This window comes from Undibacterium sp. Tian12W (assembly GCF_049339405.1).
Taxonomy (GTDB): Bacteria; Pseudomonadota; Gammaproteobacteria; order Burkholderiales; family Burkholderiaceae_D; genus Undibacterium.
Window position 1 is genome coordinate 121,353 of sequence record NZ_JBMPPK010000019.1, and the last position, 23,046, is coordinate 144,398.

Sequence of the window (23,046 nt, forward strand, 5' to 3'; positions counted from 1 at the left end):
ATATCACCGGTATCAGACCGGCCGTATGCTACCCGTGACGATCGTGGCACCAAATTCGCGCATCAAAGTCTGCACGAAACTGTCGCCCTGTATGGATTTTTCTGCCTGTTGCTGGCGCACTCCGCGCTCAGCCACAGCCTGTGCGTTGGCGGTATGCTCAACGGCACCTATCTCGGTTTCCACCCGTATGGTTTTTTCAAACCTTTCGGACAAGGCCGCACTAAGTTTTTCTACACTGCCCGAAGACAAGAGTGTAGATAAAGGCAGGCGCAGGCGGAATACATGGGCATTACCATCCTGCTTGCAACTGACCAGCTCACTTTGCTGTGTCATTTGCTGGGCTACGCCGCGCACAGGCAAGCTGGCCGCCAGCGCAGGCCAATGACCATCCCAGTTCAACTCAGGGACTGGTGCATTCGCGATCAGGCGATCAGCATTCAGAGTGATTGCTTCCCTGGGCTTGACCACTTCTGCAGCGGCAGCTTGCGGTTCCTGGTTAGCAGATGCAACAAATGTAGCAGCATCAGCTAGCACGGCCACCTCAACTGGCGCGGCTTGCTCCTGCGGCACAGTAGGTGCAGAAGCAGGAGCCATTACTCGTGGCGGCATCGCCGGTTTTGCAGGCTCTGCATCGAAGAACATTTCTTCATCCCAGGGCGGCGGCATATCGTCCATGCCCATGGATTGCATGTCCTGCTCGGCAATCAAAGGTGCAGGTGCTGACACAGGCTGGGCAGGTTTGACTACGGGCTGCGCCGATGGTGGAGCCACTTTAACTGACGGTGTTGCGACAGGAGTAACGGGCCTGACCGGCGCTACAGGTGAAACTGGAGCCACTGGAGTCACAGGTGCAATTGCAGCTTTGGCTACTGGTGCCGTTTCTGCTGCAGCAGTTTTTCCTGCTGGCGTGCCATTCTTGGTATTTGCGCGTGCCGCAGCCAGGGCAGCCAGTACCGGGCTGACACGTGTGCCAGCAGCAGGCGCAGTTGCGGGTGTTGCGGGTGTCTCGGCATTATCCTGTACAACCGGTTTCGGCGCGTCTGCCGGAGCGCGTGCAGGCATTGCTGCCGGCACTACATTTGCGACAGGTGCAGTGTTAGCACTACCAACACTATTACTTGAAGCAGCAGGGCTGGAACGCACAGGGCTTTGTGCCGGCGGAGCATTGTTCGCATTATTGCCTGGCAAAGCCGGACGCCCACCAGCCGGTGGTGTACTGGAAGGCGGCTGCACCCATTGCTCACCACTGACAGGTTTGAATGCCAGCATGCGTAACAGCGTCATGCTGAAGCCTGCATATTCATCAGGTGCCAATGCCAGCTCATTACGGCCATGCACAGCAATTTGATAAAACAGTTGTACTTCTTCTTTGGCAAAACTCTGCGCCAAGCGCAATACCTGCTCACGCTCGGGAATATCTTCTGCCACTGCTGCAGGCACCATTTGCGCCACGGCGATCTGGTGCAGCAAACTGCCCAGATCTTGCAACGCCGCTTTATACGACAGGCTGCGTGCTGCCATTTCGTCGGCAACATCCAGCAAAGCTTTACCATCCTGCGCCAGCAAGGCATCCAGCAAACGTATCAGATAAGACTGGTCCAGCGCACCCAGCATGCCTTGTACGGCATCAAGGCTGACTTTACCGGCAGCATAGGCAATTGCCTGGTCGGTCAGCGACAAGGCATCGCGCATGGAACCATGGGCACCCTGCGCCAGCAAACGCAAGGCAGGCAATTCAAATTCGATTTGCTCTTGCCCCAGGATGTTTTCCAGATGACCAACAATATGGCCAGGCGGCATTTGCTTGAGATTAAATTGCAGGCAGCGTGACAAGACCGTGACAGGGATTTTCTGCGGGTCTGTCGTTGCCAGAATGAATTTGACGTGCTCAGGTGGCTCTTCCAGCGTTTTCAACATGGCGTTGAAAGCGTGGTTGGTCAGCATGTGCACCTCGTCTATCATATAGACTTTAAAGCGTGCATTGGACGGCGCGTAAATCGCCTGTTCCAGCAGCGAGGCCATTTCATCGACACCACGGTTCGAGGCGGCATCCATTTCTATATAGTCAACAAAGCGCCCGGCATCAATCGCCGTACAGGCTTCGCAAACACCGCAAGGACGGGCTGTAATGCCAGTCTCACAGTTAAAGGATTTGGCCAGGATACGTGACAGCGTCGTCTTGCCGACACCACGGGTACCGGTAAACAAATAGGCGTGATGCAGCCGCTGCTGATCTAGCGCATGCGATAAGGCACGGACCACGTGCTCTTGCCCCACCAGAGTTTCAAAACTCTTGGGGCGATATTTTCGGGCGAGGACTTGATAGGACATCCCGCGATTTTACCTTATTCGGGCGCTCTGATCAGTGATTTGCAGATATCCCAACACCAAGTTTTTCATCTGAGCAAGAAATTCAGGCTCTTGCAGGCTTTGTGGGGACAACATCAGGGTCTGATACAGGACGCCGTAGACAGCCGCATGGACTATCGCCGGGCTGGTATTGGGATACAGCGCTCGGTCTGAGCTTGCCGCAAAAGCAGATTCCCAGATATCAACAACCTGCCCATAGAGCGCGCTATAAGCTTCCATATTGGAAATTTGCCGCTCCAGAAAAATCAGTGCAGACCACTCCTCGGTCTTGTCTGCATGCAAAAGTATGATGCGCTCCAGCAGATCAGTAACGATGTCTTGTAAAGGCTGACCGTGTTGCAACTCCACCCAGATGCGCATCTGCGCGCCTATATTCTTCATGCGCTCATGGATGCAATGGGCGGCTATCGATTTCTTGCCAGGAAAGTATTCATACAAGGTGCCCAGACCCACGCCAGCGACCAGGGCGATATCTCGCATGGTCAGATCGGCATAGCTTTTTTCGACCAAAAGCCGAACAAAGGCATCGAGGATTGCCAATTGTGTCATTTTAGAGCGTTGCTGCACTGGCTTGCGGCGTAATTTCAAAGGGCTGGCAGTCTCGCTCATGGTGTTTCTTGTTTTATAAGTTCAGGTACTTGGGGGAATGCTAAAAGGCGAACATCTTGATTACTTCATCAGACTACACTATTCATCTGGCTTACTTATTTACTCCACATAATTACCCCATATCAATGAGGATCATATGCAGTGGCAAACCCATGAAATAAGCAATCAGGTCGCAGACCTGCAAGATTACAATATTTTCACTAGTGATGCCGTTCTAATGACCAGCCTGGCGCAGTATCAGGCTGACTGGTATCAAAACACGCTGACAAAATCCGGACAGGAGTTGGGTAGCAGTGCTGTGCTAGAAGCTGCGGCATTGGCCAATACACATTTGCCAGAATTGCATACCCATGACAGACAGGGTAAGCGCATAGACAGGGTAGATTTTCACCCAAGCTGGCATCAGTTATTGGGGATATTGCGCAAGCAAGGCCTGCAAGCCACCCCCTGGAGCCAGCCTCGCATGGGCGCACATGTTGCGCGTGCAGCTGGCTATTTCATGCAGTCACAGGTAGAGTCTGGCTCCCTGTGCCCCAGCACCATGACTTTTGCCTCCATCCCTGTGCTGCAAAACGAAGCTACCCTGTTCGCAGAACTCAAAGACAAGCTGTATTCAGTGGAACATGATCCGCGTGACTTGCCGATAGCCCAGAAAAAATCCATCCTGATCGGCATGGGCATGACAGAAAAACAGGGGGGCTCGGATGTACGCACAAATACCACCACTGCCGTGGCGCTGGGTGCTGAAGGACGAGGTCAGGCCTATGCATTGACCGGCCACAAGTGGTTTTTCTCGGCCCCCATGTGCGATGCCCATCTGGTGCTGGCCAAAACTGAGAATGGATTATCCTGTTTTTTTGTGCCGCGTTGGCGCCCTGATGGCAGCAAGAATTCTATCCTGGTACAAAGACTGAAAGACAAACTGGGGAATAAATCCAACTCCAGTAGTGAAGTTGAATTCCAGGATGCCTATGGTGTCATGATAGGCAATGAAGGCCGGGGCATACCAACCATTATAGAAATGGCCAACCTGACCCGGCTTGATTGCGTCATAGGCAGCGCGGGCCTGATGCGGCAGGCGCTGGTGCAAGCCATCCATCATGCACGCCACCGCACGGCTTTCGGCAAGAAGCTGGCAGATCAACCCCTTATGCGCAATGTACTGACTGACCTGGCACTGGAAAGTGAAGCAGCGACCCGTCTCATGCTACATTTGGCAGCCGCACTGGATGCACCAGATGACGCCTTGCAACGCGCCTGGAAACGCATCATGACGCCTGCCGCAAAATTCTGGATATGCAAGCGTGCGCTGGAATTTACCGGTGAATGCATGGAAGTCTGGGGTGGCAACGGTTATGTCGAGACTGGCCCCATGGCAAGGTTATATCGCGAAGCACCCGTCAACTCCATCTGGGAGGGCTCAGGCAATGTCATGTGCCTGGATGTTTTGCGTGCGATGGAAAGAGACCCGGAAGGCTTGCAATTGCTGCTGCAATTATGGAGCAATTCAGCATCTGAGCAAGTGAGGCAAATGGTGGTGGAGTTACAAACAGATTTGGCACCAGTAGATTTCAGGGAAATGAATGCCCGCCGCATTACCCAAAAACTGGTACTGACGGCACAGACTTTCCTGATGGCAGAATATGCAGAGGCTGATATCGCCAAGGCTTTTATACAAAGCCGCACAGATGCGGGATGTGGTCGCGTATATGGCACTCTGGGTACTCTGGGCACACTGGGCACACTGGATGCTGCCACGACCGGGGATCTGCAAGAGCGCATTATTGCCCGCGCGTTTACAGTCTGAACACAGCCTGAAGACGAATCAATTTCTGAATCGCTGCCCGGTCACAAAGACCGGGCAGCGATTACTTCATTAGAACGCCGCAATCCCAGTCTGTGCACGACCCAAAATCAAGGCATGAATATCATGTGTGCCTTCATAGGTGTTGACGACTTCCAGGTTCACCAGATGGCGGGCAATGCCGAATTCATCAGAAATACCATTACCACCCAACATATCGCGTGCAGTGCGGGCAATATCAAGGGACTTGCCGCAGGAATTACGCTTCATGATGGACGTAATTTCAACGGCAGCCGTACCTTCATCCTTCATGCGCCCCAGGCGCAAACAACCTTGCAATGCCAGCGTAATTTCTGTTTGCATGTCAGCCAGTTTTTTCTGTACCAGCTGATTTGCTGCCAACGGGCGGCCAAATTGCAGTCGGTCCATGGTGTATTGACGTGCCGTATGCCAGCAGAATTCTGCCGCACCCAAAGCCCCCCAGGCGATACCGTACCGTGCGGAGTTCAGGCAAGTGAACGGGCCTTTCAGGCCTTCTACGTTTGGCATCAGGTTTTCTTCTGGCACGAATACTTCATCCATGACGATTTCGCCAGTGATGGAAGCACGCAGGCCTACCTTGCCATGGATGGCCGGTGCGGTCAGGCCTTTCCATCCTTTTTCCAGAATAAAGCCACGGATGCGGCCATCATCTGTTTTCGCCCAGACCACGAAGACATCAGCGATAGGACTATTGGTGATCCACATCTTCGCGCCACTGAGGGAATAACCACCGGGCACAGTCCTGGCACGGGTCACCATGCTACCCGGGTCAGAACCATGGTTAGGTTCTGTCAGGCCAAAGCAGCCTATCCATTCACCCGTCGCCAGCTTGGGCAGGTATTTTTGTTTTTGTGCTTCACTACCAAATTCATTGATAGGCACCATGACCAGCGAGCTTTGTACGCTCATCATGGAACGGTAACCAGAATCAACGCGTTCCACTTCGCGCGCCACCAAACCATAGCAAACATAGTTCAAGCCAGCGCCACCGTATTGCGTAGGGATCATGGAACCCAGCAAACCAAGCTCACCCATTTCACGGAAAATGGCTGGATCTGTTTTTTCATGACGGAAAGCTTCCAGTACTCGCGGTGCCAGCTTTTCTTCGCAATAGACACGTGCGGCATCCTGCACCATGCGTTCTTCATCGCTGAGTTGCGAGGACAATAACAAGGGGTCTTCCCAACTAAATACAGCCTTGGCCATCTGTTTCTCCTGATTTGAATATGTACCGTTATATATTTATTTACATGCCACTTTCCTACCATAAGAAGTGACATGTCTGGTTTTATGCAGCCTTAGTTACCTGATGTGGCAAATGCAGCAAGGACAAACCCAGTTGCGCCCTGCGTACCAGCCAGGGGCTGGGGCGATAGCGCGGGTCGCCAGTGCTGGCATACAAGTTCCGCAAAACCAATAGTATACGCGAAGTGCCGAGTTTGTCGCCCCAAGCCAGCGGGCCTGCCGGATAAGCGAGGCCTAATACCACTGCCTTGTCGAGGTCTTGCGGGCTGCATATGCCTTGCTGGGCGATGTCGCTAGCGATATTGATGATGGTCGCCAAAATGCGCTGAACCACGAAACCAGCACTGTCCTGTATCAGGCTGACGCCCTGCCCGCTTTTCTGCAGCAGGGACTGGCATTGTGCTGCCAGATTTGCATCTGTAGCGGGATTCATCATCAGGCTCAGATGACCCTGGCAAGCAGTCAGCGCATCTATGCCAAGCGTGCGACGGGCATCCAGCCCAGTTCTTGCTACACAGGTGCTGACATCTTCGCCGTATGGGCTGACTATGCACAGTGCGTCTGAGGATGGCTGCTCACCATTTTCGATAGCAACGCCGCAACGCTCAAACAGGGCAAGCAGTGCTGGCACTGCGTCTGCGTTTTCCTGACTGATCCATACTGGCCCCGTCCAGGCAGGCTGTTGATCAGGAACCGGTGGTACATCCTGGTTGCCACTATAAGTATAAAAACCGCGTCCGGTCTTGCGACCCAGCAAACCTGCATATACCCGCTGCGCAGTAATGACACTGGGGCGATAACGTGGCTCTTCATAATACTGATGATAAATCGCCTCCATGACAGGGTGAGATACATCCAGCCCGGTCAGGTCCAGCAATTCAAACGGCCCCAGTTTGAAACCTGCCGCCTCACGCATGATCTGGTCTATCTGGCGAAAACTGGCAACATTCTCTTGCAGTATCCGCAGGGCTTCCGTGCCATAACCGCGCCCGGCATGGTTGACGATAAAGCCCGGCGTATCCTTGGCACGCACCGGCAAATGCCCCGTTTGCGTGGAAAATGCCATGAGCTGCTCTGCGACCGCAGCATCGGTCAGCAAACCATCGATGACTTCAACCACCTTCATCAAGGGGACAGGGTTAAAGAAATGCAGACCTGCGACACGCTCAGGTATTTTTGTGCCTGCAGCAATGGCGGTGACTGACAGTGAAGAAGTATTGGTCGCCAGTATGCAAGTGTCGCTGACGATGCCATCCAATTGCTGGAACAAAGCACGTTTGACATCAAGCTTTTCAACAATTGCCTCTACCACCAGATCGCATTTGGCCAGTTCCTGCATGCTATTGACGACTCGCAGGTTTTCTACAGCGCGCTGATATTGTTCTGCGCTGAGTTTTTCCTTGCTCAGCATTTTTTGCCATTGTTCGGCAATGAGCTGACTGGCTTTACTGGCAGCATCTGCCTGTACATCAAACAAGAGCACGGTAAAACCTGCCTGTGCCGCAATCTGGGCAATACCGCGCCCCATGGCACCGGCACCGACGATGCCTACAACTGCAATACTGGTCTGCATATTTACTCCGGTACGATGGCGGTGACTTCTATCTCTACCCTGGCTCTGTCTTCTATCAAGCCTGCCACTTGCACGGCAGTCATGGTTGGGTAATGGCGGCCTATGATATCGCGATAGGCTTCGCCAACTTCTTTGTAGGCACCTACATATTCTTTTTTATCGATGACATACCATGTCATGCGCACGATATGCTCAGGTTTGGCATTTGCCTCTGTCAATACTTCAACGATGTTCTGCAAGGCCTGCCTTACCTGGCCCGCGAAATCATCGGTCTGAAAGCTGCATTGCGCATCCCAGCCCACCATGCCACTGACGCACACAGTACGGCCACTGGCAAAAATGCCATTCGAATAGCCACGTGGCCTAGCCCAGCCTGGAGGTTGCAAAATGTCCATCATCTATCCTTTCATTGATGACTTTTCACAGCCTTGAGCCTGAAAAGTCCATTATATCTATCTTATCTATCTTATATTTCGCAATACTTCAGCATGGCAATACGCAGCTCATCAGGTATGGCTAACGCTTTGCGCAATTTCAAATCCATCATGACCAGCACCAGCCTGGCTTTCAGACGCACATCCTGTTGCGGTCCGCTAAAGCAAATTTCCAGTTCGACTGAACTCTTGCCTAGTTTCGTCACTATCAACTCCGCCAGCAAGCTTTCGCCCAGTTCTGCCGGTTTGATGAAATCAGTTTCCAGATGCACGGTCGGTAAACCTATGCCGCGTGCAATATGCATTTCATGAAAACTGCAAGCCAAACCTTGCGCGCACCAGTCTTCTACCACACCATTCATCATTTCAAAATAGAGCGGATAAAACACAATGCCCGCCGGGTCGCAATGAGCAAAACGTATTGGCAATTCAGCCGTAAAAATCATACTGAAGCAAACTCTTTCAGCAATTCACGGCCTATGATCAGTTGTTGTACTTCCGTCGCCCCTTCATAAATGCGCAGAGAACGGATTTCACGGTACAGACGCTCTACCGGCATTTCGCTGACGACACCCAGGCCACCAAACATCTGCACCGCTGCATCTATCACTTGCTGCGCACCCTCGGTCGCAGTCAGTTTTGCCATGGCAGCTTCTTTAGTGACTTTCCGGCCCTGGTCTCTTTGCCAGGCAGCGCGATAAATCAACAGTGCTGAACTATCTATCGTAGTAGCCATCTGCGCCAGCTTGGCCTGAGTCAATTGAAAATCAGCCAGGGTCTGGCCAAACATCTTGCGTGTCGTTACTCTGTGCACGGCTTCGTCCATGGCGCGACGGGCAAAGCCAAGGGCAGCCCCAGCCACGGATGTACGGAAGATATCCAGCGTCGCCATTGCCACCTTGAAGCCCTGCCCAGCTTCACCCAGACGCTGCGTGGCCGGGATGCGACAATTAGTGAACTTCAGGCGCGCCAGCGGATGTGGGGCTATCACATCGATACGTTCGGCAATTTCAAAGCCCGGCAGACCAGCATCGACGATAAATGCAGTGATGCCACGCGCACCAGGTGCTTCGCCAGTGCGGGCAAACAATACATAGAAGTCGGCAATGCCACCATTGGAAATCCAGGTTTTTTCGCCATTCAAGACATAGTGACCGCCATCTGCATCCACGACAAATTCTGCCGCGCATTGCATGGCGGCTACATCCGAGCCAGCTTCTGGTTCCGACAAAGCAAAAGCAGCAATCGCCTCGCCTTTGGCGACCTTGCTCAGATAGTTTTTCTTTTGCGCCTCTGTACCATGCAAGCTGATCGCACCAGATCCCAGTCCTTGCATGGCAAAGGCAAAATCTGCCAGGCCGGAATGACGAGCCAGTGTTTCACGTATCAGACAAATGGCGCGGGTATCGATAACGTCAGCATTGCCACCATAGGCGCTACCGCCTATGGCATTTTTGAGCCAGCCAGCCTCGCCCAGTTGTTTGACGAGATCGCGGCAGGCCTGATCGACATCCGCGGCATGATGATCAGGCAGGTTTTCTGCAGACCAGGCATCCAGCGTGCGTTGCAACTCACGGTGTTTATCGTCAAAGAAGGGCCAGTCCAGGTAGCTGGTGTCATGCATCATATGCGTCATGTTCAATCCCCTTCAAAGACAGGTTTTTGCTTGGCAACGAAGGCATGATAGGCACGATGGAAATCGTTAGTCATCATGCATATGGCCTGGGCCTGTGCTTCGGCTTCTATGGCTTCATCAACACCCATATTCCATTCTTGCTGTAGCATTTTCTTGGTCATGCCGTGAGCAAAATTCGGGCCTTCAGCCAGATTTTTTGCATAGGCCTGCGCTTCCGCCAGCACATTTTCTGGTGTCGCCAGGCGATTGAAAAAGCCCCAGCGTTCTGCCTCTTCACCAGACATTGAGCGCCCGGTGTATAGCAAGTCAGAAGCACGCCCCTGCCCTATAATGCGCGGCAAAATAGAACAGGCACCCATGTCGCAACCAGCCAGACCAACGCGGGTGAACAGGAAAGCCGTCTTGCTACGTGCCGTACCTATGCGGATATCAGAAGCCAGCGCCAGTATGGCGCCAGCACCAGCGCAAACACCATCAATCGCAGCAATAATCGGTTGCGGGCAAGCGCGCATGGCTTTGACGAGATCACCCGTCATGCGGGTAAAACTCAGCAAACCCGGCATATCAAGCTTGGTCAATGGACCGATGATTTCATGCACATCCCCACCAGAACAAAAGTTTTCACCCGCGCCAGTAATGACGATGGCCTTGACATCATCGCCATATGACAAAGTACGGAACAGGTCGCGCAACTCTGCATAAGAATCAAAGGTCAGCGGGTTTTTGCGTTCTGGCCGATTCAGGGTGATGGTGGCAACGCCAGCATCAACGGCATAGGTAAAATGCTGAGCTGCATAGTTTGCCAGTTGCTGGCGATTGCCAGGTAAATCCTGGGGCTGTCCGGGTAGATATTTCATGGTGCTTGTTCCTGCTCAGGGTTGTTGTCCATGTTGTTGTCCAGGCTGTTATCGACACCAGGCTCGTGCAAATGCGTTTTCACTTGAGACAACAATTCAAATAATTTACTTTTCTGTTCTGCCTGCAAGCCAGAAAACATATCCGCTATCCATGCTTCATGCACTGCAGCCATGCGTTTGAAGGCGCGACGGCCAGCAGGCGTCAGCTTGACGCTGTAAGCACGTCTGTCTTTGAGATCGGCGACGCGGGTCACCAGTTTTTCCTGCTCCAGCTGATCGGTAATGCCAGTGATGTTGCCACCCGTCACCATCATGCGCTTGGACAGTTCACCCATGCGCAAACCTTCGGGATGCCGTTCCAGTTGTGCCATGAGGTCGAAACGTGGCAAGGTAATCCCGAATTCGCTGCGCAAGCGGCTACGGATTTCACCTTCTATCATCACGGTGCAAGACAGCATGCGTAACCACAGACGCAAGGACTGATGGTCATCTTGCGTAAGACGGGTTTCCATATCGAACACGGGGTTACTGTCTTCTTTCATACCTGATCTTGTCTGCTCTTCAGTTTTCATCACATGACTTCACCACCGGCAACGGCAATGGATTGTCCATTCATTGCCGATGCACCGTCCATGCACAACCACAGCACGGCATCTGCGACTTCTTGCGGTTGCACCAGGCGTTTTTGTGGATTGCCAGCGGCCAGTTCAGCTTTCGCCTGTTCTTCAGTACGACCAGTTTTGGCAACGATATTGGCAACGGCTTCCTTGACGATATCGGTTTCGGTATAACCGGGGCAAACCGCATTCACGGTCACGCCTTTGGCTGCAACTTCGAGTGCCACTGCGCGCGTCAAACCTATGACGCCATGCTTGGCAGCACAGTAGGCAGAGACATAGGCATAACCCTTTAGCCCTGCGGTACTGACCACATTGACGATACGCCCCCAGCCCGCTTCCAGCATCGCAGGCAAAGCCTGTTGCATGCAAATGAAGCTGCCGCTCAGATTCACATCCAGCATGTTTTGCCATAATTTGGCATCGGTTTTAAGGAAAGAAGCTGAACTGGCTTGCCCGGCATTATTGATGAGAATGTCGATGCGACCATCCCTACCCTGCGATAATTGAAAAGCTGCCTGCACTGATTCCGCATCGCTGACATCCATGATGACATACTGCACCTTGACATGCGCCAGGGAAGCCACAGCCTCTTGCAAAGTCGCTTCACTACGGCCTGCCAGTGTCACCGTCGCCCCTTCGCTGAGCAAGGCTTGCGCTATCGCCAGGCCTATGCCTTTGCCACCGCCGGTGACCAGCGCATGCCTGCCTTGTAATTTTTGCTGATGCACAGTCATGCTCATCCTTCCAGCAATTTGGCGGCGACTTGCTGTGGTGTCAGGCCAGCGCTGGCTGCGGCAACCTGCCTGTCACGTTCTAGATTGCGTTCCAGTTGCATTTTTCCGGCGACATATTGCCTGGGCCAGGGCATGTCATTGAAGCCCAGTTTGGCTGCTTCATGCAAAGTCCAAGCAGGATCAGCCAGGTGTGGTCTGGCGATAGCGCACAAGTCAGCACGGCCAGCGGCGATGATGCTGTTTGCATGATCGGCTTCAAAGATCGCACCAACTGCTATAGTAGGTATTTGTGCTTCGTTGCGTATGCGATCAGCAAACGGGGTCTGGAACATGCGGCCATAGACAGGTTTTTCCTGCTTGCTGACCTGACCAGATGAGCAATCTATCATGTCGGTACCCGCTGCCTTGAACAGACGAGCGATAGCAACTGCATCATCTGGTGTAATACCGCCGTCTACCCAATCATGCGCAGAAATACGCACGGAAATCGGTTTATCCGCAGGCCAGACAGCACGTATGGCGGCAAATACTTCCAGCGGATAACGGCAACGGTTTTCCAGCGAACCGCCGTATTCATCTTGACGCTGATTAGTCAGCGGAGAAATGAAGCTTGATAACAGGTAACCATGAGCGCAATGCAATTCCAGCCAGTCAAAGCCTGCTTCCGCTGCTGCCCTGGCCGCCTGGACAAAATCATCTTTTATGCGCTGCATGTCTGCCACTGTGGTAGCACGCGCAACTTGCGAAATGCCAGGCAGGTATTGTTGCTCTGACGCTGACACCAGCGACCAGTTACCTTCTTTCAATGGCTGATCTGTTCCTTCCCAGGCCACGCAGGTGGAACCTTTGGCTCCGGCATGGCCGAGCTGCACGGCAATCTTTGCATCAGTATTGGCATGAACAAAATCGACAATGCGCTTCCAGGCTTGCGTATGTTCAGGGGCATACAGTCCTGGGCAAGCTGGCGTAATACGGGCATCGGCAGAGACACAGGTCATCTCGGCAAACACCAGGCCCGCACCGCCCATGGCCCTGCTACCCAGATGTACGAGATGATAATCATCAGCCACACCATCGACTGCTGAGTATTGCGCCATGGGAGAGACGACGACACGGTTTTTCAATACCACATCGCGCAGCTTGTAGGGCGTCAGCATGGGTGGGATCGCTGTTTTTGTTTTGGGCACTGGCAGGCCAGCCCTGGCATACGCCTGTTCTGCTATCCAGTGTTCAAAGCTGCGTACATAAGCCGCATCCCTTACCCGCAGGTTTTCATGCGACAGACGCTGGCTGCGCGTCAGCATGGAATAGGCAAACTGAGGCGCTTCCATGGCAGTATAGCGCTGGACGTTTTCAAACCATTCCATGGAATTGCGGGCTGCGCTCTGTATCTTCAAGACTTCTATGGAGCGCAAATCCTGATAAGCTTCCAGCACGGCATCCATGCCTTGCTCACCATGTTTCTCAAAACTGCGCGCCAGTTCTATGGCATCTTCCAAAGCCAGCTTGGTACCAGAACCTATGGAGAAATGAGCGGTATGTGCAGCGTCACCCATCAAGACCACAGGTACACGCTTATTATTCAACTTATTCAATTGATTCCAGTGCACCCAGTTCTTGCAGATAATGCGCGGGAACTTGATCCAGTTGGCGGAGCCGCGCAAATGCGTGGCATTTGACATCAGGGCATTGCCATCAAGATATTTGGCGAACAGGTTTTCGCAAAAGGCGATGGCTTCTTCCTGGCTCATTTTATCTATGCCAGCCTTGAGCCAGGTTTCTTCCGGAGTCTCGACAATAAAGGTCGCCGTATCGCCATCGTACTGATAGGCATGCGCCTGGAACCAGCCATGCTCGGTTTCTTCAAAGGCAAAGGTAAAAGCCGAGAACAGCTTTTTGGTACCGAGCCAGACAAAGCGGCATTTGCGGGTATCGATATCAGGCTGATAGCTTTGTTCATAGCGGGTGCGAACGCGGCTATTCAAGCCATCGCAGGCAATGACTAGGTCAGCATCATATTCCAACGCCAATGCCTGGTCGTCGGTTACGTCCGTTTCAAACACCAGCTTGACATCCAGTTCTTCGCAACGCTCTTGCAGGATATTCAGTAAACGCTTGCGACCTATGCCGCAAAAACCGTGACCGCCGGAGGTAACGACCTGCCCATTGAAATGGGTGTCAATATCATCCCAGTGATTAAAAGATTGCAAGATGGAACGGGCAGTCTGTTCGTCTGCATTCACCAGATTACCCAGGGTCTGGTCAGAAAACACCACGCCCCAGCCAAAGGTATCGTAAGCGCGATTGCGCTCGACGATGGTGATCTGGTGCGCCGGGTTTTGCTTTTTCATCAGCAGGCTGAAGTACAGGCCAGCCGGACCTCCGCCTATGCATAGGATGTTCATTAAATTACCTTGAAGATTAATTTTTTTGCTTATTTAATTTGTGCATTACTGCATTTTGCAGGAAGCTACATAGGCATCTGGATGATTGGTAAATACGGCGCTCAAAGTTTTGTTCGTCACCCTGCCCTGACCATCCTTGCTGATGATGCGTGCATAATAATTTTGCACAGGGTAGTGATTGCTGTTGAACTTGAAGTCACCACGCACAGATTTGAAATTGGCGGCCTTAATGGCTTTACCCAAAGCATCCTTATCTTCTATCTTGCCCTTGACACCACGCACTGCACTATCCATCAACATCGCAGCATCATAGCCCTGCGATGCATACAACGACGGCAGGCGGCCATATTCCTTCTGAAAATCGGCTACAAAACGCTTGTTTTGCGGGTTATCCATATCATGTCCCCATTGCGATGCATTGAACATGCCCAACATGGGAGCACCTACTGCCTTGATGATGTCTTCATCAGCAGAAAAGCCCGGGCCAAAGAGTTGGGTATTTTTTGATAAACCGGCATCCACAAACTGCTTGATGAAATTGATGCCCATACCGCCTGGCAGGAAGATATACACGGCATCGGGTTTCAGGTTACGGATCTGTGCAAGTTCTGTCGCATAATCAAGCTGCCCCAGTTTGGTAAAGATTTCTTCGGCAACCTTGCTCTTGTAATAGCGCTTGAAGCCTGTCAGCGCGTCTTTGCCTGCTGGATAATTAGGCGCCACCAGAGCGACATTCTTAAAGCCTTTGTCATTGACCTGTTTGCCAACAGCTTCATGCAGGCTGTCGTTCTGCCAGGCCACGTTAAAGAAATAGGGATTACATTGCTCGCCCGCATATTGCGAAGGACCAGCATTGGCGCTGATGTAATGCACCTTGGCACCAAAAATCGTTGGACCGACTGCCAGCATCAGATTGGAAAACACGATGCCGGTCATCAAATCGACCTTGTCTTTCTTGATGAGCTTGTCCACCAGTTGCTTGGTCGCGTCAGGATTTTGCTGGTCATCGCCAGTGATGACTTCGACTGGCAAATTGCCGAATTTATTGTCCAGATGCTTCATGGCCAGGGAAAAGCCATCGCGTATATCAACACCCAGGCCGGCGCCCGCACCAGACAAGGTGGTGACCATGCCTACTTTGACTTTGTCTGCGGCAAAAGCACAGTTCGCATTCGTTGCGGCAATACTGGATAACAATAAACACAGCAAGGTCTTTTTCACGAGCGTCTCCTTCGGGTTAATGGGCATGGGCGAATATTTTCAAACGTTATAGTTAACTGGCAACAGGCGTACGCAATTTATAGCGCTGTAGTTTTCCGGTTTCTGTTCTCGGCAAACTCGTCATGAATTCTATGGCGCGCGGATATTTATAGGGGGCGATACTGTTCTTGACGAAATCCTGGATCTCTTTGCACAGACTTGCTGATGCATGGGCATCTGCCTTCAATACGACAAAAGCCTTGACGATCTGACCGCGCTCCTCGTCAGCCTGGCCTATGACTGCGCATTCAGCTACAGCAGGATGTTTCAGCAAGGCTTCTTCCACTTCTGGCCCGGCAATATTGTAGCCAGCAGAAATGATCATATCGTCAGTGCGGGCGCAGTACCAGAAGTATCCATCGGCATCCATTTCATAAGCATCACCTGTCAGATTCCAGCCTTGATGGACGTATTTCTTTTGCCTGTCGTCAGCCAGGTAACGACAACCTGTCGGTCCTTTGACTGCCAGGCGGCCAACCACACCGGGGCCTGCCATTTCACCATGCTCATCAAATATACAAGCCTGGTAGCCGGGTATGGGCTTGCCGGTTGCCCCTGCCCGCGCTTCGTCGCCTGCAGCAGAAATAAAGATATGCAGCATCTCAGTCGCGCCTATGCCATCTATCATGACCAGGCCAGTCGCCTGACGCCAGGCTTCACGGGTTGCAGCAGGCAAGGCTTCACCGGCAGAAACGGTCTTCTTGAGGCTGGATAAGTCAAAATTCTTTGCCAGCGTGGCCATCTGGCGATAAAAGGTGGGCGCAGTAAAACAGACTGTGGCCTTGAATTCGTCTATGGCTTTCAGCAAGGATTCCGGCGTCAGTTTTTCCAGCAGCACCGCAGTTGCACCTACGCGCAAAGGGAACAGCAGCAAGCCGCCCAAGCCAAATGTAAATGCCAATGGAGGTGTGCCTATGAAAATATCGCTTTGTGCAGACTGCAAGGTAGAACGTGGGAAACAATCACAGATCGCCAGCACATCCCTGTGGAAATGCATGGTGCCCTTGGGCATACCGGTCGTACCGGAAGTAAAACTGATGAGGCAGACATCTTCGGCCAGGGTATCGACAGCGGCAAATTCAGCTGATTTGCCAGCCATGAGCGCTTCCAGGCCATCATCGCCCTGATGATTGAAGTACATCACCTGCGTCAATATGGAATTAGCGTGCACTGCAAGCTCCATCTCTTCACGCAGATTTTCTGAGCAGAGTGCAGCGGCAATTTCAGCCTTATTCGCGATCACGCCCAATTCTTTGGCGCGCAGCAAGGGCATGGTAGGCACGGCTATGCAACCCGCCTTGATGACAGCCAGCACACTGGCAGCCATCATGGGATTATTGGCACCGCGCAACAACACCCTGTTACCGGGCTGCAAATGCATGTCCTCCAGCAAGACGTGGGAGATGCGATTGACAGTAGCCAACAGATGAGAATAAGTCCAGCTTTCGGTCTGACTGCGGATGGCCATGCTGTCAGCATGGCCAGTTGCACACATCTTGTCGAGCAAGTCGGCGACACAATTCAGGCGTTCAGGATATTGCAACTCAGGCAAAGAAAAAATCAGTTCAGGCCATTGCTCGCGCGGCGGCAAGTGATCAAAAGCAAAGGTATCCAGATGGGCAGACCCTGGTAGCACAGTTGAATTCATTTCTTCTCCGGCTTTGGTACACAATGTAGATACAGCAACCCCGAAAACACCAAACTACTTTAAACCTAAACTATTTTTAGGTAAAGTGTTTTTTCACATCAAAATTCAATTTTCTCAAAGAAAATATTTTCAATTGCGTCGCTTATAGTATATTTTAGGCCTAAAGTAATTTCACATCTGTACCACCATCAGCATTTAGGGATCAGGGGATGAATATCACGCTTTTGCTTGAACACGGCTTAAATGGCTTGCAGTTTGGCCTCATGCTTTTCCTGCTGGCTGCAGGCCTGACGCTGATCTTTGGCATCATGGACTTCATCAACCTGGCCCACGGTTCCCTCTACATGGCAGGTGCTTATTTTGCCGCCAGCTTTACCAGCATGACGGGTTCTTTCTGGCTGGGCTTGCTGGCAGCGGTGATAGCGACTGCGCTGCTGGGTGTGATACTGGAAGTGGTCGTCTTCCGGCATTTATACCAGCGCGATCATTTATCCCACGTGCTGGCGACTTTTGCATTGATACTGATCTTCAACGAAGGTGCGCGCATGATCTGGGGTGCACAGCCGCTGATGCTGAATATTCCGCCACAGTTGGCACAACCGGTGGAATTGCTGCCTGACTTCTTTTATTCGTCTTTTCGCCTGTTCATCATTGCGACCGGGCTGGCTGTCGCTGGCCTGCTGTATTTTGTAGTCACAAAAACCCGCATAGGCATGTTGGTGAGGGCTGGAGCGTCGAACCGTGAAATGGCCATCACCATGGGTATCAACATCAAGCTGGTGTTCACGCTACTGTTTGCCTTTGGCGCAGCCCTGTGCGCCATCGCTGGTGCGCTACTGGGCTCAATACTTGCAGTGCAGGTGGGCATGGGTGAAAGCATCTTGATATTGGCCTTTGTAGTCATTGTTATAGGTGGCATAGGCTCGATACGCGGTGCACTGGTAGGCGCATTGCTGGTGGGGTTGGTTGACACTTTAAGTAAAACCTTGCTGCCCGGCGCATTGAAATTGTTGATGCCGTTGGAGATGGCCGCCAACCTCGGCCCTGCCCTGGCGTCAATACTGATTTATGTATTGATGGCAGCCGTGTTGTTTTACAAACCCCAGGGTCTGTTCCCTGCGCGCGGTTAAATAACAAAAAAAAGAGTCATCATGCAGAGCAGCCTACATCACAGCATATCGCGCAAGTCCAGCACAGGCATCCTGCTCCTGCTGCTTGCCTTCCCCCTGCTGGCGACCTACTTCGCCCAGGAATTTTATATAGGCCTGTTAAGCCGCTTGATGATTTTCGCACTGGTAGCCAGCAGCCTGAACCTGATACTCGGTTTTGGCGGCATGATCAGCCTGGGGCATGCTGCCTTCTTTGGCAGTGGTGCTTATGTGGTAGGCATACTGATGCAGCATGGCGTCACATCTGCCTGGATCAGCTGGCCGGCGGCGATGCTGACTGGCTTTGTGCTGGCACTGGCAATAGGCAGTGTCTCACTCAGGACGCGCGGCGTGTATTTCATCATGATCACGCTGGCATTTGCGCAGATGCTGTACTTTCTGTTTGTGTCGCTGAAAAATTATGGCGGTGACGATGGCCTGAGCCTGGCGCAACGTTCTGTCACTGGCCTGGATATGAGCAATGACAGCAATTTTTATTATCTGGTGCTGGTTATTTGCACCATATTCCTCTTCGTTCTTTATAGGCTTATCAACTCCCATTTTGGACGGGTGATACAAGCCATCAAGGAAAATGAAACCCGCATGGAAGCCATAGGTTACCCAGTGTTTCGCTACAAGCTGCTGTGTTTTGCGATTGCTGGCAGTATCGCCAGCCTGGCTGGTGCCCTGCTGGCAAACCAGAACATGCTGGTTAGCCCCAATCTTTTGCACTGGACACAATCCGGCAGCCTGATGGTGATGGTGATACTTGGCGGTGTAGGCTATCTGTCTGGCGGCATACTGGGTGCGGTAGTCATGCTCATGCTGGAAGAAATCCTGTCTGGCTACACCATACACTGGCAATTGTATCTGGGCATTATCCTGCTGCTGGTCGTCATGCTCTTACCAAATGGCCTGGCCAGCCTGCCGCAAAAATTCATGTCCATCAAAAGACAGCAGGGAGATCAGGCATGAGCGTGTTACAGCTTAAAGGCCTGGTCAAACGCTATGGTGGCCTGGTCGCAACCAACAATCTGAGCCTGGATGTATTACCTGGCGAGATCCACGCCATCATAGGCCCGAATGGCGCGGGCAAGACTACCCTGATACATCAGATATCCGGCGCCATTGCACCAAACCAGGGACAGATCTTTTTCAATGGCGTGGATATTACTGCCATCAGCATGCATGAACGCGTCAAGCTTGGATTGGCACGCTCTTACCAGATCACGAATATTTTCCAGTCATATACCGCTATCGATAACCTGAGCCTGGCAATACAGGCACGTTCAGACAGCAGCATGCGCTTCTGGCGCAAGGCCATAGATGATCAGGCACTTTTTGAGCAAGCCCGGCAACTCGCCAGCGACATAGGCTTGGCAGAGCACTGCAATAGCAAAGCCTGCGAACTCGCACATGGCGAGCAACGCCAACTGGAACTGGGGTTGACCCTGGCGACTAAACCAAAACTGCTTTTGCTGGATGAACCCATGGCAGGTACAGGACATGAAGAATCAGGCAAGATGCTGGAACTGATCGCCGCCCTGCGCGGCAAGGCTGCCGTGATCTTGATTGAACATGATATGGATGCCGTCTTCAAACTGGCTGACCGCATTTCTGTTCTGGTGGCAGGTGCCATCATCGCCACTGGCACGGCAGAACAGATACGCCAGAACCCGGAAGTCAAGAAAGCCTATCTAGGCGATGAAGCGGACATCGCACTCAAGGAAGTCGCATGAAGACCATACTGGAAGTCGGGCATATCGCCACCTCTTATGGCCATAGCCAGGTCTTGTTTGGCATAGACCTGCAGATACGCCAGGGTGAAGTTGCCAGCCTGCTGGGACGCAATGGCGCTGGCAAAACAACGACTTTGCGTTCCATATTGGGCCTGACACCGGCACATAGCGGCAACATCAGTTTCATGGGCCAGCGTATAGAAAAAATGACGACGGATAAAATCGCCAGAATGGGCATAGCCCTGGTGCCGGAAGGTCGACAGATCTTTCCCAATCTGACCGTCAAAGAAAACCTGGTCGCCTTTGCCGCCAATCGCAATCAAAGCAAAACGCCATGGAGCCTCAAAGAAATTTATCAGCTATTTCCGCGTCTGGCCGAGCGCGCTGGCAATATGGGCAATCAATTATCTGGTGGTGAACAGCAGATGCTGGCCATCTCACGCGCCTTGATGACCAACCCACATCTGCTGATACTGGATGAAGCGACGGAAGGATTGTCACCACTGGTGCGTGAAGAAATCTGGGCTTGCCTGCGGAAACTGCGCGACCAGGGGCAAACCACGCTGGTCATCGATAAATATGTAGAAAAACTCATCCCCCTGGCAGATCAGCACAGCATCATGGAACGGGGCAAGATAGTCTGGCATGGCAATAGCGAGAGCCTGACGCAGTCGCCTGAGACCTGGCAGAAATATGTGGGGGTTTAAAAATTACTATCGTCGTTACGCACTCAATCCCAGCACTTTCGCATGACTCAATCCAAATCATTCAGCAGCAAATCTGCGCGATAATAGTAAACCTTTAATCACGATAATAGATTACTCTCAAAACAGCATCAGGGTCGGTATGTGAATATATCGAATACTAGTTGTGGTGCATAATTTATGATTCGTAATCGCCAAGTTTAAATCATGCAGACAATCCCACATATAAAAAAAGAAGATCTTGAACGATGGGAGAAAATCCTCAGCAAGATATCACCAAAAGTATTGGCTGCTATCAATTCGGGTTTGCTGCAAGATGGACGCCTGCTGGCACTTCATTTAAGAAATAGCCTAAATTTAGGTGCTTTAGCTTACGCTTCTGGGGATTTCAAAGGTTTTCTAGCTGCGTATCATGAGACTTTGCTACGATTTCAATTATTCTTCGATGACAGGTATTTTTCACAAGTTAATGCCAAATATGTTTACGAAACCAGCGAGGAAATATTATGTGTTAGCTTGATATTAAATGAATCACGCACACCTAACCTAGCGCGAGACATACTATCATTTACAGTGCAGCAATCTGATTCACGAGTTGAATTTATCAGCGCAATCGCAGCACTTCTTCAAGACGAAAAAGATAGTGCAAGAAAACTGACACTGCGTCTCATTAAGAATTCGAGTTTATCGTTTGGGCAATTTTTACCGCAAGCGCTTTTGGCTATTATTAATGATGATTTGAATTTATTCTTGATAGCCATTGCTGGAGCTACCGCTGAGTTTGACGAACACATCAGCGCCGAAGGTAAAGGCACTCCAGAAGCAGCTATTTTTCTTAGAGGGGCCGCGCTGCTCAGATTGTTTGAACGTGTAAATCACAAAGAAATTAATAAAACCACCTTTGATCCTCGCTTACTACCAAATATATAGAATACAGTGTTTTGTCACTTGATCGCCAAGAACCAACTTACTCTGTTTTACTATCAAATAAATTGAGTTGAGAATTACAAAATCTTAAGCAGTTACCAATATCCGACATAAATATGTAGGGTTTAGAATTGATAACGTGCCTGCACACCCAGACCCAACACTTTGGCACTACTCAAATTCAGATTATCTGTCTGCAAATGCACGCCGACAAATTGATTGCTCCAGCCTATGCCAACTGATTTATAACGCGTATCAAAGCTGGCATCAAAACGACCATAGGCAGAATGATTGGCGACACTCAACACTGGTAGATTTACGCCATAAAAATGCCGGACTTGCGCGGCAAATTCCCATTGCTGGTTTTGGTAAGCGAGTCGCGCTGTATGCGTTTGTGGCACTGAGATCGAGCGCGTCCTCTGACGGTTGACGCCTTGTAGCAGAGGCTGATAGTTCAGATAGCCTTTGCTGTCATATTGCACGACGGCAGAGCTCAGGCTTTGCTGTAGCTCTGGCAAATTTTTCCAGGCAAAGCGGTTAAATGCGTCTTCCAGTTGATATTGCACACGCCATGCAGGATTGATTTGCCAATCCATGGCAAGGCTGGAGCTATAGCCCCTGGCTTCTGGCTCAAATTGCTGGAACAGGTATTGGTAACGGCTATTCACATCCAGCTCGCTAGCAGAAAAACTGTAGTGCTGATTATCGACATAACTGGCCGCACCAGTTGCCTGTGTGGAGCGGTATTGCGGGTTCATATAATACACGGCGCTGGCAAAGACGCGCGGCTGATATTCACCACCAAAATCAAACCAGCGCCCTGCCCTCAGGCCAAAGCCTGACCAGCTTTCCAGTTGAGCATCCAGCTGATAATTGACCGCTTGCTGTGGCAAACCAGCTTGCTTGTATGCTTTAACAAATGCCAGGGTGGATGAACTGGCTTTGAGCATGCCTTCCTGGCGCGCTTCCAGATTCAATCGCCACTCTTTGTAAGCCACGCCCAGCTCTGCCCGAAAACGACGCAAGCTCACATTCTGGCCATCTTTAGGTGAGAAATCTGCGTTCCAATCCCCCTCGATTTTGCGGGTGGGCATGAAGTCTGAGGCTTCCCACAAATCGATACTGGAAAATACCTGCCAGCCCTCATCGTTCTTTTGTGGGGAAAGCACATCCAGAGCATATGCCTGCTGGGTAATTGATGCGCAGAATAAGGAAAATATCAGACGGGAAGAAAACATGGCTTACTCAAAAAAAATAGCCCGCTGACATGCAGCGGGCCGTCAAACAATAT

General features: G+C 51.6%; 19 protein-coding genes and 1 pseudogene. 6 read left to right on the forward strand and 14 right to left on the reverse strand.

Translation table 11 applies throughout. The features are described 5' to 3' along the window. Positions 1–12: 12 nt before the first annotated feature. Positions 13–2,331: a DNA polymerase III subunit gamma/tau gene (locus tag ACO0LI_RS22840; RefSeq protein WP_423035459.1), complete on the reverse strand. Its 2,319-nt coding sequence runs from the start codon at positions 2,329–2,331 to the stop codon at positions 13–15. Between the two features lie 9 nt (positions 2,332–2,340). Continuing rightward, positions 2,341–2,979 carry a TetR/AcrR family transcriptional regulator gene (locus tag ACO0LI_RS22845; RefSeq protein ID WP_423035461.1) on the reverse strand — a complete coding sequence of 213 codons (639 nt, stop codon included), beginning with the start codon at positions 2,977–2,979 and terminating at the stop codon, positions 2,341–2,343. A 136-nt stretch (positions 2,980–3,115) separates the two neighbouring features. On the opposite strand from ACO0LI_RS22845, the gene ACO0LI_RS22850 reads away from it, so the two are divergent. Continuing rightward, entirely contained in the window at positions 3,116–4,786 is a 1,671-nt protein-coding gene (locus ACO0LI_RS22850; RefSeq protein WP_423035463.1) for an isovaleryl-CoA dehydrogenase, read from the forward strand. 69 nt (positions 4,787–4,855) lie between these two features. On the opposite strand, the gene ACO0LI_RS22855 is transcribed toward ACO0LI_RS22850, so the two are convergent. The 11 genes and pseudogenes from ACO0LI_RS22855 to ACO0LI_RS22905 form a co-directional block, all read right to left on the reverse strand. Further along, positions 4,856–6,031, reverse strand: coding sequence for an acyl-CoA dehydrogenase (locus ACO0LI_RS22855; RefSeq protein ID WP_423035465.1), 1,176 nt, complete (start codon positions 6,029–6,031; stop codon positions 4,856–4,858). 82 nt (positions 6,032–6,113) lie between these two features. Continuing rightward, positions 6,114–7,658, reverse strand: a pseudogene (locus tag ACO0LI_RS22860) (3-hydroxyacyl-CoA dehydrogenase); the annotation flags it as partial. Beyond that, positions 7,646–8,038: a RidA family protein gene (locus ACO0LI_RS22865; RefSeq protein WP_423035467.1), complete on the reverse strand. Its 393-nt coding sequence runs from the start codon at positions 8,036–8,038 to the stop codon at positions 7,646–7,648. The gene ACO0LI_RS22865 and the pseudogene ACO0LI_RS22860, both read right to left, overlap by 13 nt. A gap of 71 nt (positions 8,039–8,109) precedes the next feature. After that, positions 8,110–8,523: an acyl-CoA thioesterase gene (locus ACO0LI_RS22870; RefSeq protein WP_423035469.1), complete on the reverse strand. Its 414-nt coding sequence runs from the start codon at positions 8,521–8,523 to the stop codon at positions 8,110–8,112. Then, positions 8,520–9,701, reverse strand: a complete 1,182-nt coding sequence (locus tag ACO0LI_RS22875; RefSeq protein ID WP_423035509.1) for an acyl-CoA dehydrogenase family protein — start codon at positions 9,699–9,701, stop codon at positions 8,520–8,522. The genes ACO0LI_RS22870 and ACO0LI_RS22875 overlap by 4 nt, the downstream gene beginning before the upstream one ends. A gap of 14 nt (positions 9,702–9,715) precedes the next feature. Beyond that, positions 9,716–10,570, reverse strand: coding sequence for an enoyl-CoA hydratase family protein (locus ACO0LI_RS22880; RefSeq protein WP_422951289.1), 855 nt, complete (start codon positions 10,568–10,570; stop codon positions 9,716–9,718). Then, a complete protein-coding gene (locus ACO0LI_RS22885; RefSeq protein WP_422951288.1) occupies positions 10,567–11,142 on the reverse strand; it encodes a MarR family winged helix-turn-helix transcriptional regulator in 576 nt (191 codons plus the stop codon). The genes ACO0LI_RS22880 and ACO0LI_RS22885 overlap by 4 nt, the downstream gene beginning before the upstream one ends. Next, complete coding sequence (locus ACO0LI_RS22890; RefSeq protein ID WP_422951287.1) at positions 11,142–11,924, reverse strand: SDR family NAD(P)-dependent oxidoreductase; 783 nt, start codon at positions 11,922–11,924, stop codon at positions 11,142–11,144. The genes ACO0LI_RS22885 and ACO0LI_RS22890 overlap by 1 nt, the downstream gene beginning before the upstream one ends. A 2-nt stretch (positions 11,925–11,926) precedes the next feature. After that, positions 11,927–14,329 carry a bifunctional salicylyl-CoA 5-hydroxylase/oxidoreductase gene (locus tag ACO0LI_RS22895; RefSeq protein ID WP_423035471.1) on the reverse strand — a complete coding sequence of 801 codons (2,403 nt, stop codon included), beginning with the start codon at positions 14,327–14,329 and terminating at the stop codon, positions 11,927–11,929. A 45-nt stretch (positions 14,330–14,374) separates the two neighbouring features. Then, complete coding sequence (locus ACO0LI_RS22900; RefSeq protein ID WP_423035473.1) at positions 14,375–15,577, reverse strand: ABC transporter substrate-binding protein; 1,203 nt, start codon at positions 15,575–15,577, stop codon at positions 14,375–14,377. Positions 15,578–15,602: 25 nt separating this feature from the next. Next, entirely contained in the window at positions 15,603–17,237 is a 1,635-nt protein-coding gene (locus tag ACO0LI_RS22905) for an AMP-binding protein (protein ID WP_423035475.1), read from the reverse strand. 209 nt (positions 17,238–17,446) lie between these two features. Between ACO0LI_RS22905 and ACO0LI_RS22910 the strand changes: the two genes are divergently transcribed. From ACO0LI_RS22910 to ACO0LI_RS22930, 5 genes are all read left to right on the forward strand, one after another. Beyond that, the gene (locus ACO0LI_RS22910; protein WP_423014319.1) at positions 17,447–18,367 is read left to right on the forward strand and encodes a branched-chain amino acid ABC transporter permease; all 921 of its coding nucleotides are present in this window, start codon (positions 17,447–17,449) and stop codon (positions 18,365–18,367) included. 21 nt (positions 18,368–18,388) lie between these two features. Next, a complete protein-coding gene (locus ACO0LI_RS22915) occupies positions 18,389–19,360 on the forward strand; it encodes a branched-chain amino acid ABC transporter permease (RefSeq protein WP_423035477.1) in 972 nt (323 codons plus the stop codon). Then, positions 19,357–20,124 carry an ABC transporter ATP-binding protein gene (locus tag ACO0LI_RS22920; RefSeq protein ID WP_423035479.1) on the forward strand — a complete coding sequence of 256 codons (768 nt, stop codon included), beginning with the start codon at positions 19,357–19,359 and terminating at the stop codon, positions 20,122–20,124. The genes ACO0LI_RS22915 and ACO0LI_RS22920 overlap by 4 nt, the downstream gene beginning before the upstream one ends. Then, complete coding sequence (locus tag ACO0LI_RS22925) at positions 20,121–20,831, forward strand: ABC transporter ATP-binding protein (RefSeq protein ID WP_423035481.1); 711 nt, start codon at positions 20,121–20,123, stop codon at positions 20,829–20,831. The genes ACO0LI_RS22920 and ACO0LI_RS22925 overlap by 4 nt, the downstream gene beginning before the upstream one ends. A 204-nt stretch (positions 20,832–21,035) precedes the next feature. Then, positions 21,036–21,758: a hypothetical protein gene (locus ACO0LI_RS22930; protein ID WP_422953161.1), complete on the forward strand. Its 723-nt coding sequence runs from the start codon at positions 21,036–21,038 to the stop codon at positions 21,756–21,758. Between the two features lie 122 nt (positions 21,759–21,880). On the opposite strand, the gene ACO0LI_RS22935 is transcribed toward ACO0LI_RS22930, so the two are convergent. Beyond that, positions 21,881–22,993, reverse strand: a complete 1,113-nt coding sequence (locus tag ACO0LI_RS22935) for a hypothetical protein (RefSeq protein WP_423035485.1) — start codon at positions 22,991–22,993, stop codon at positions 21,881–21,883. Between the last annotated feature and the right edge of the window lie 53 nt (positions 22,994–23,046).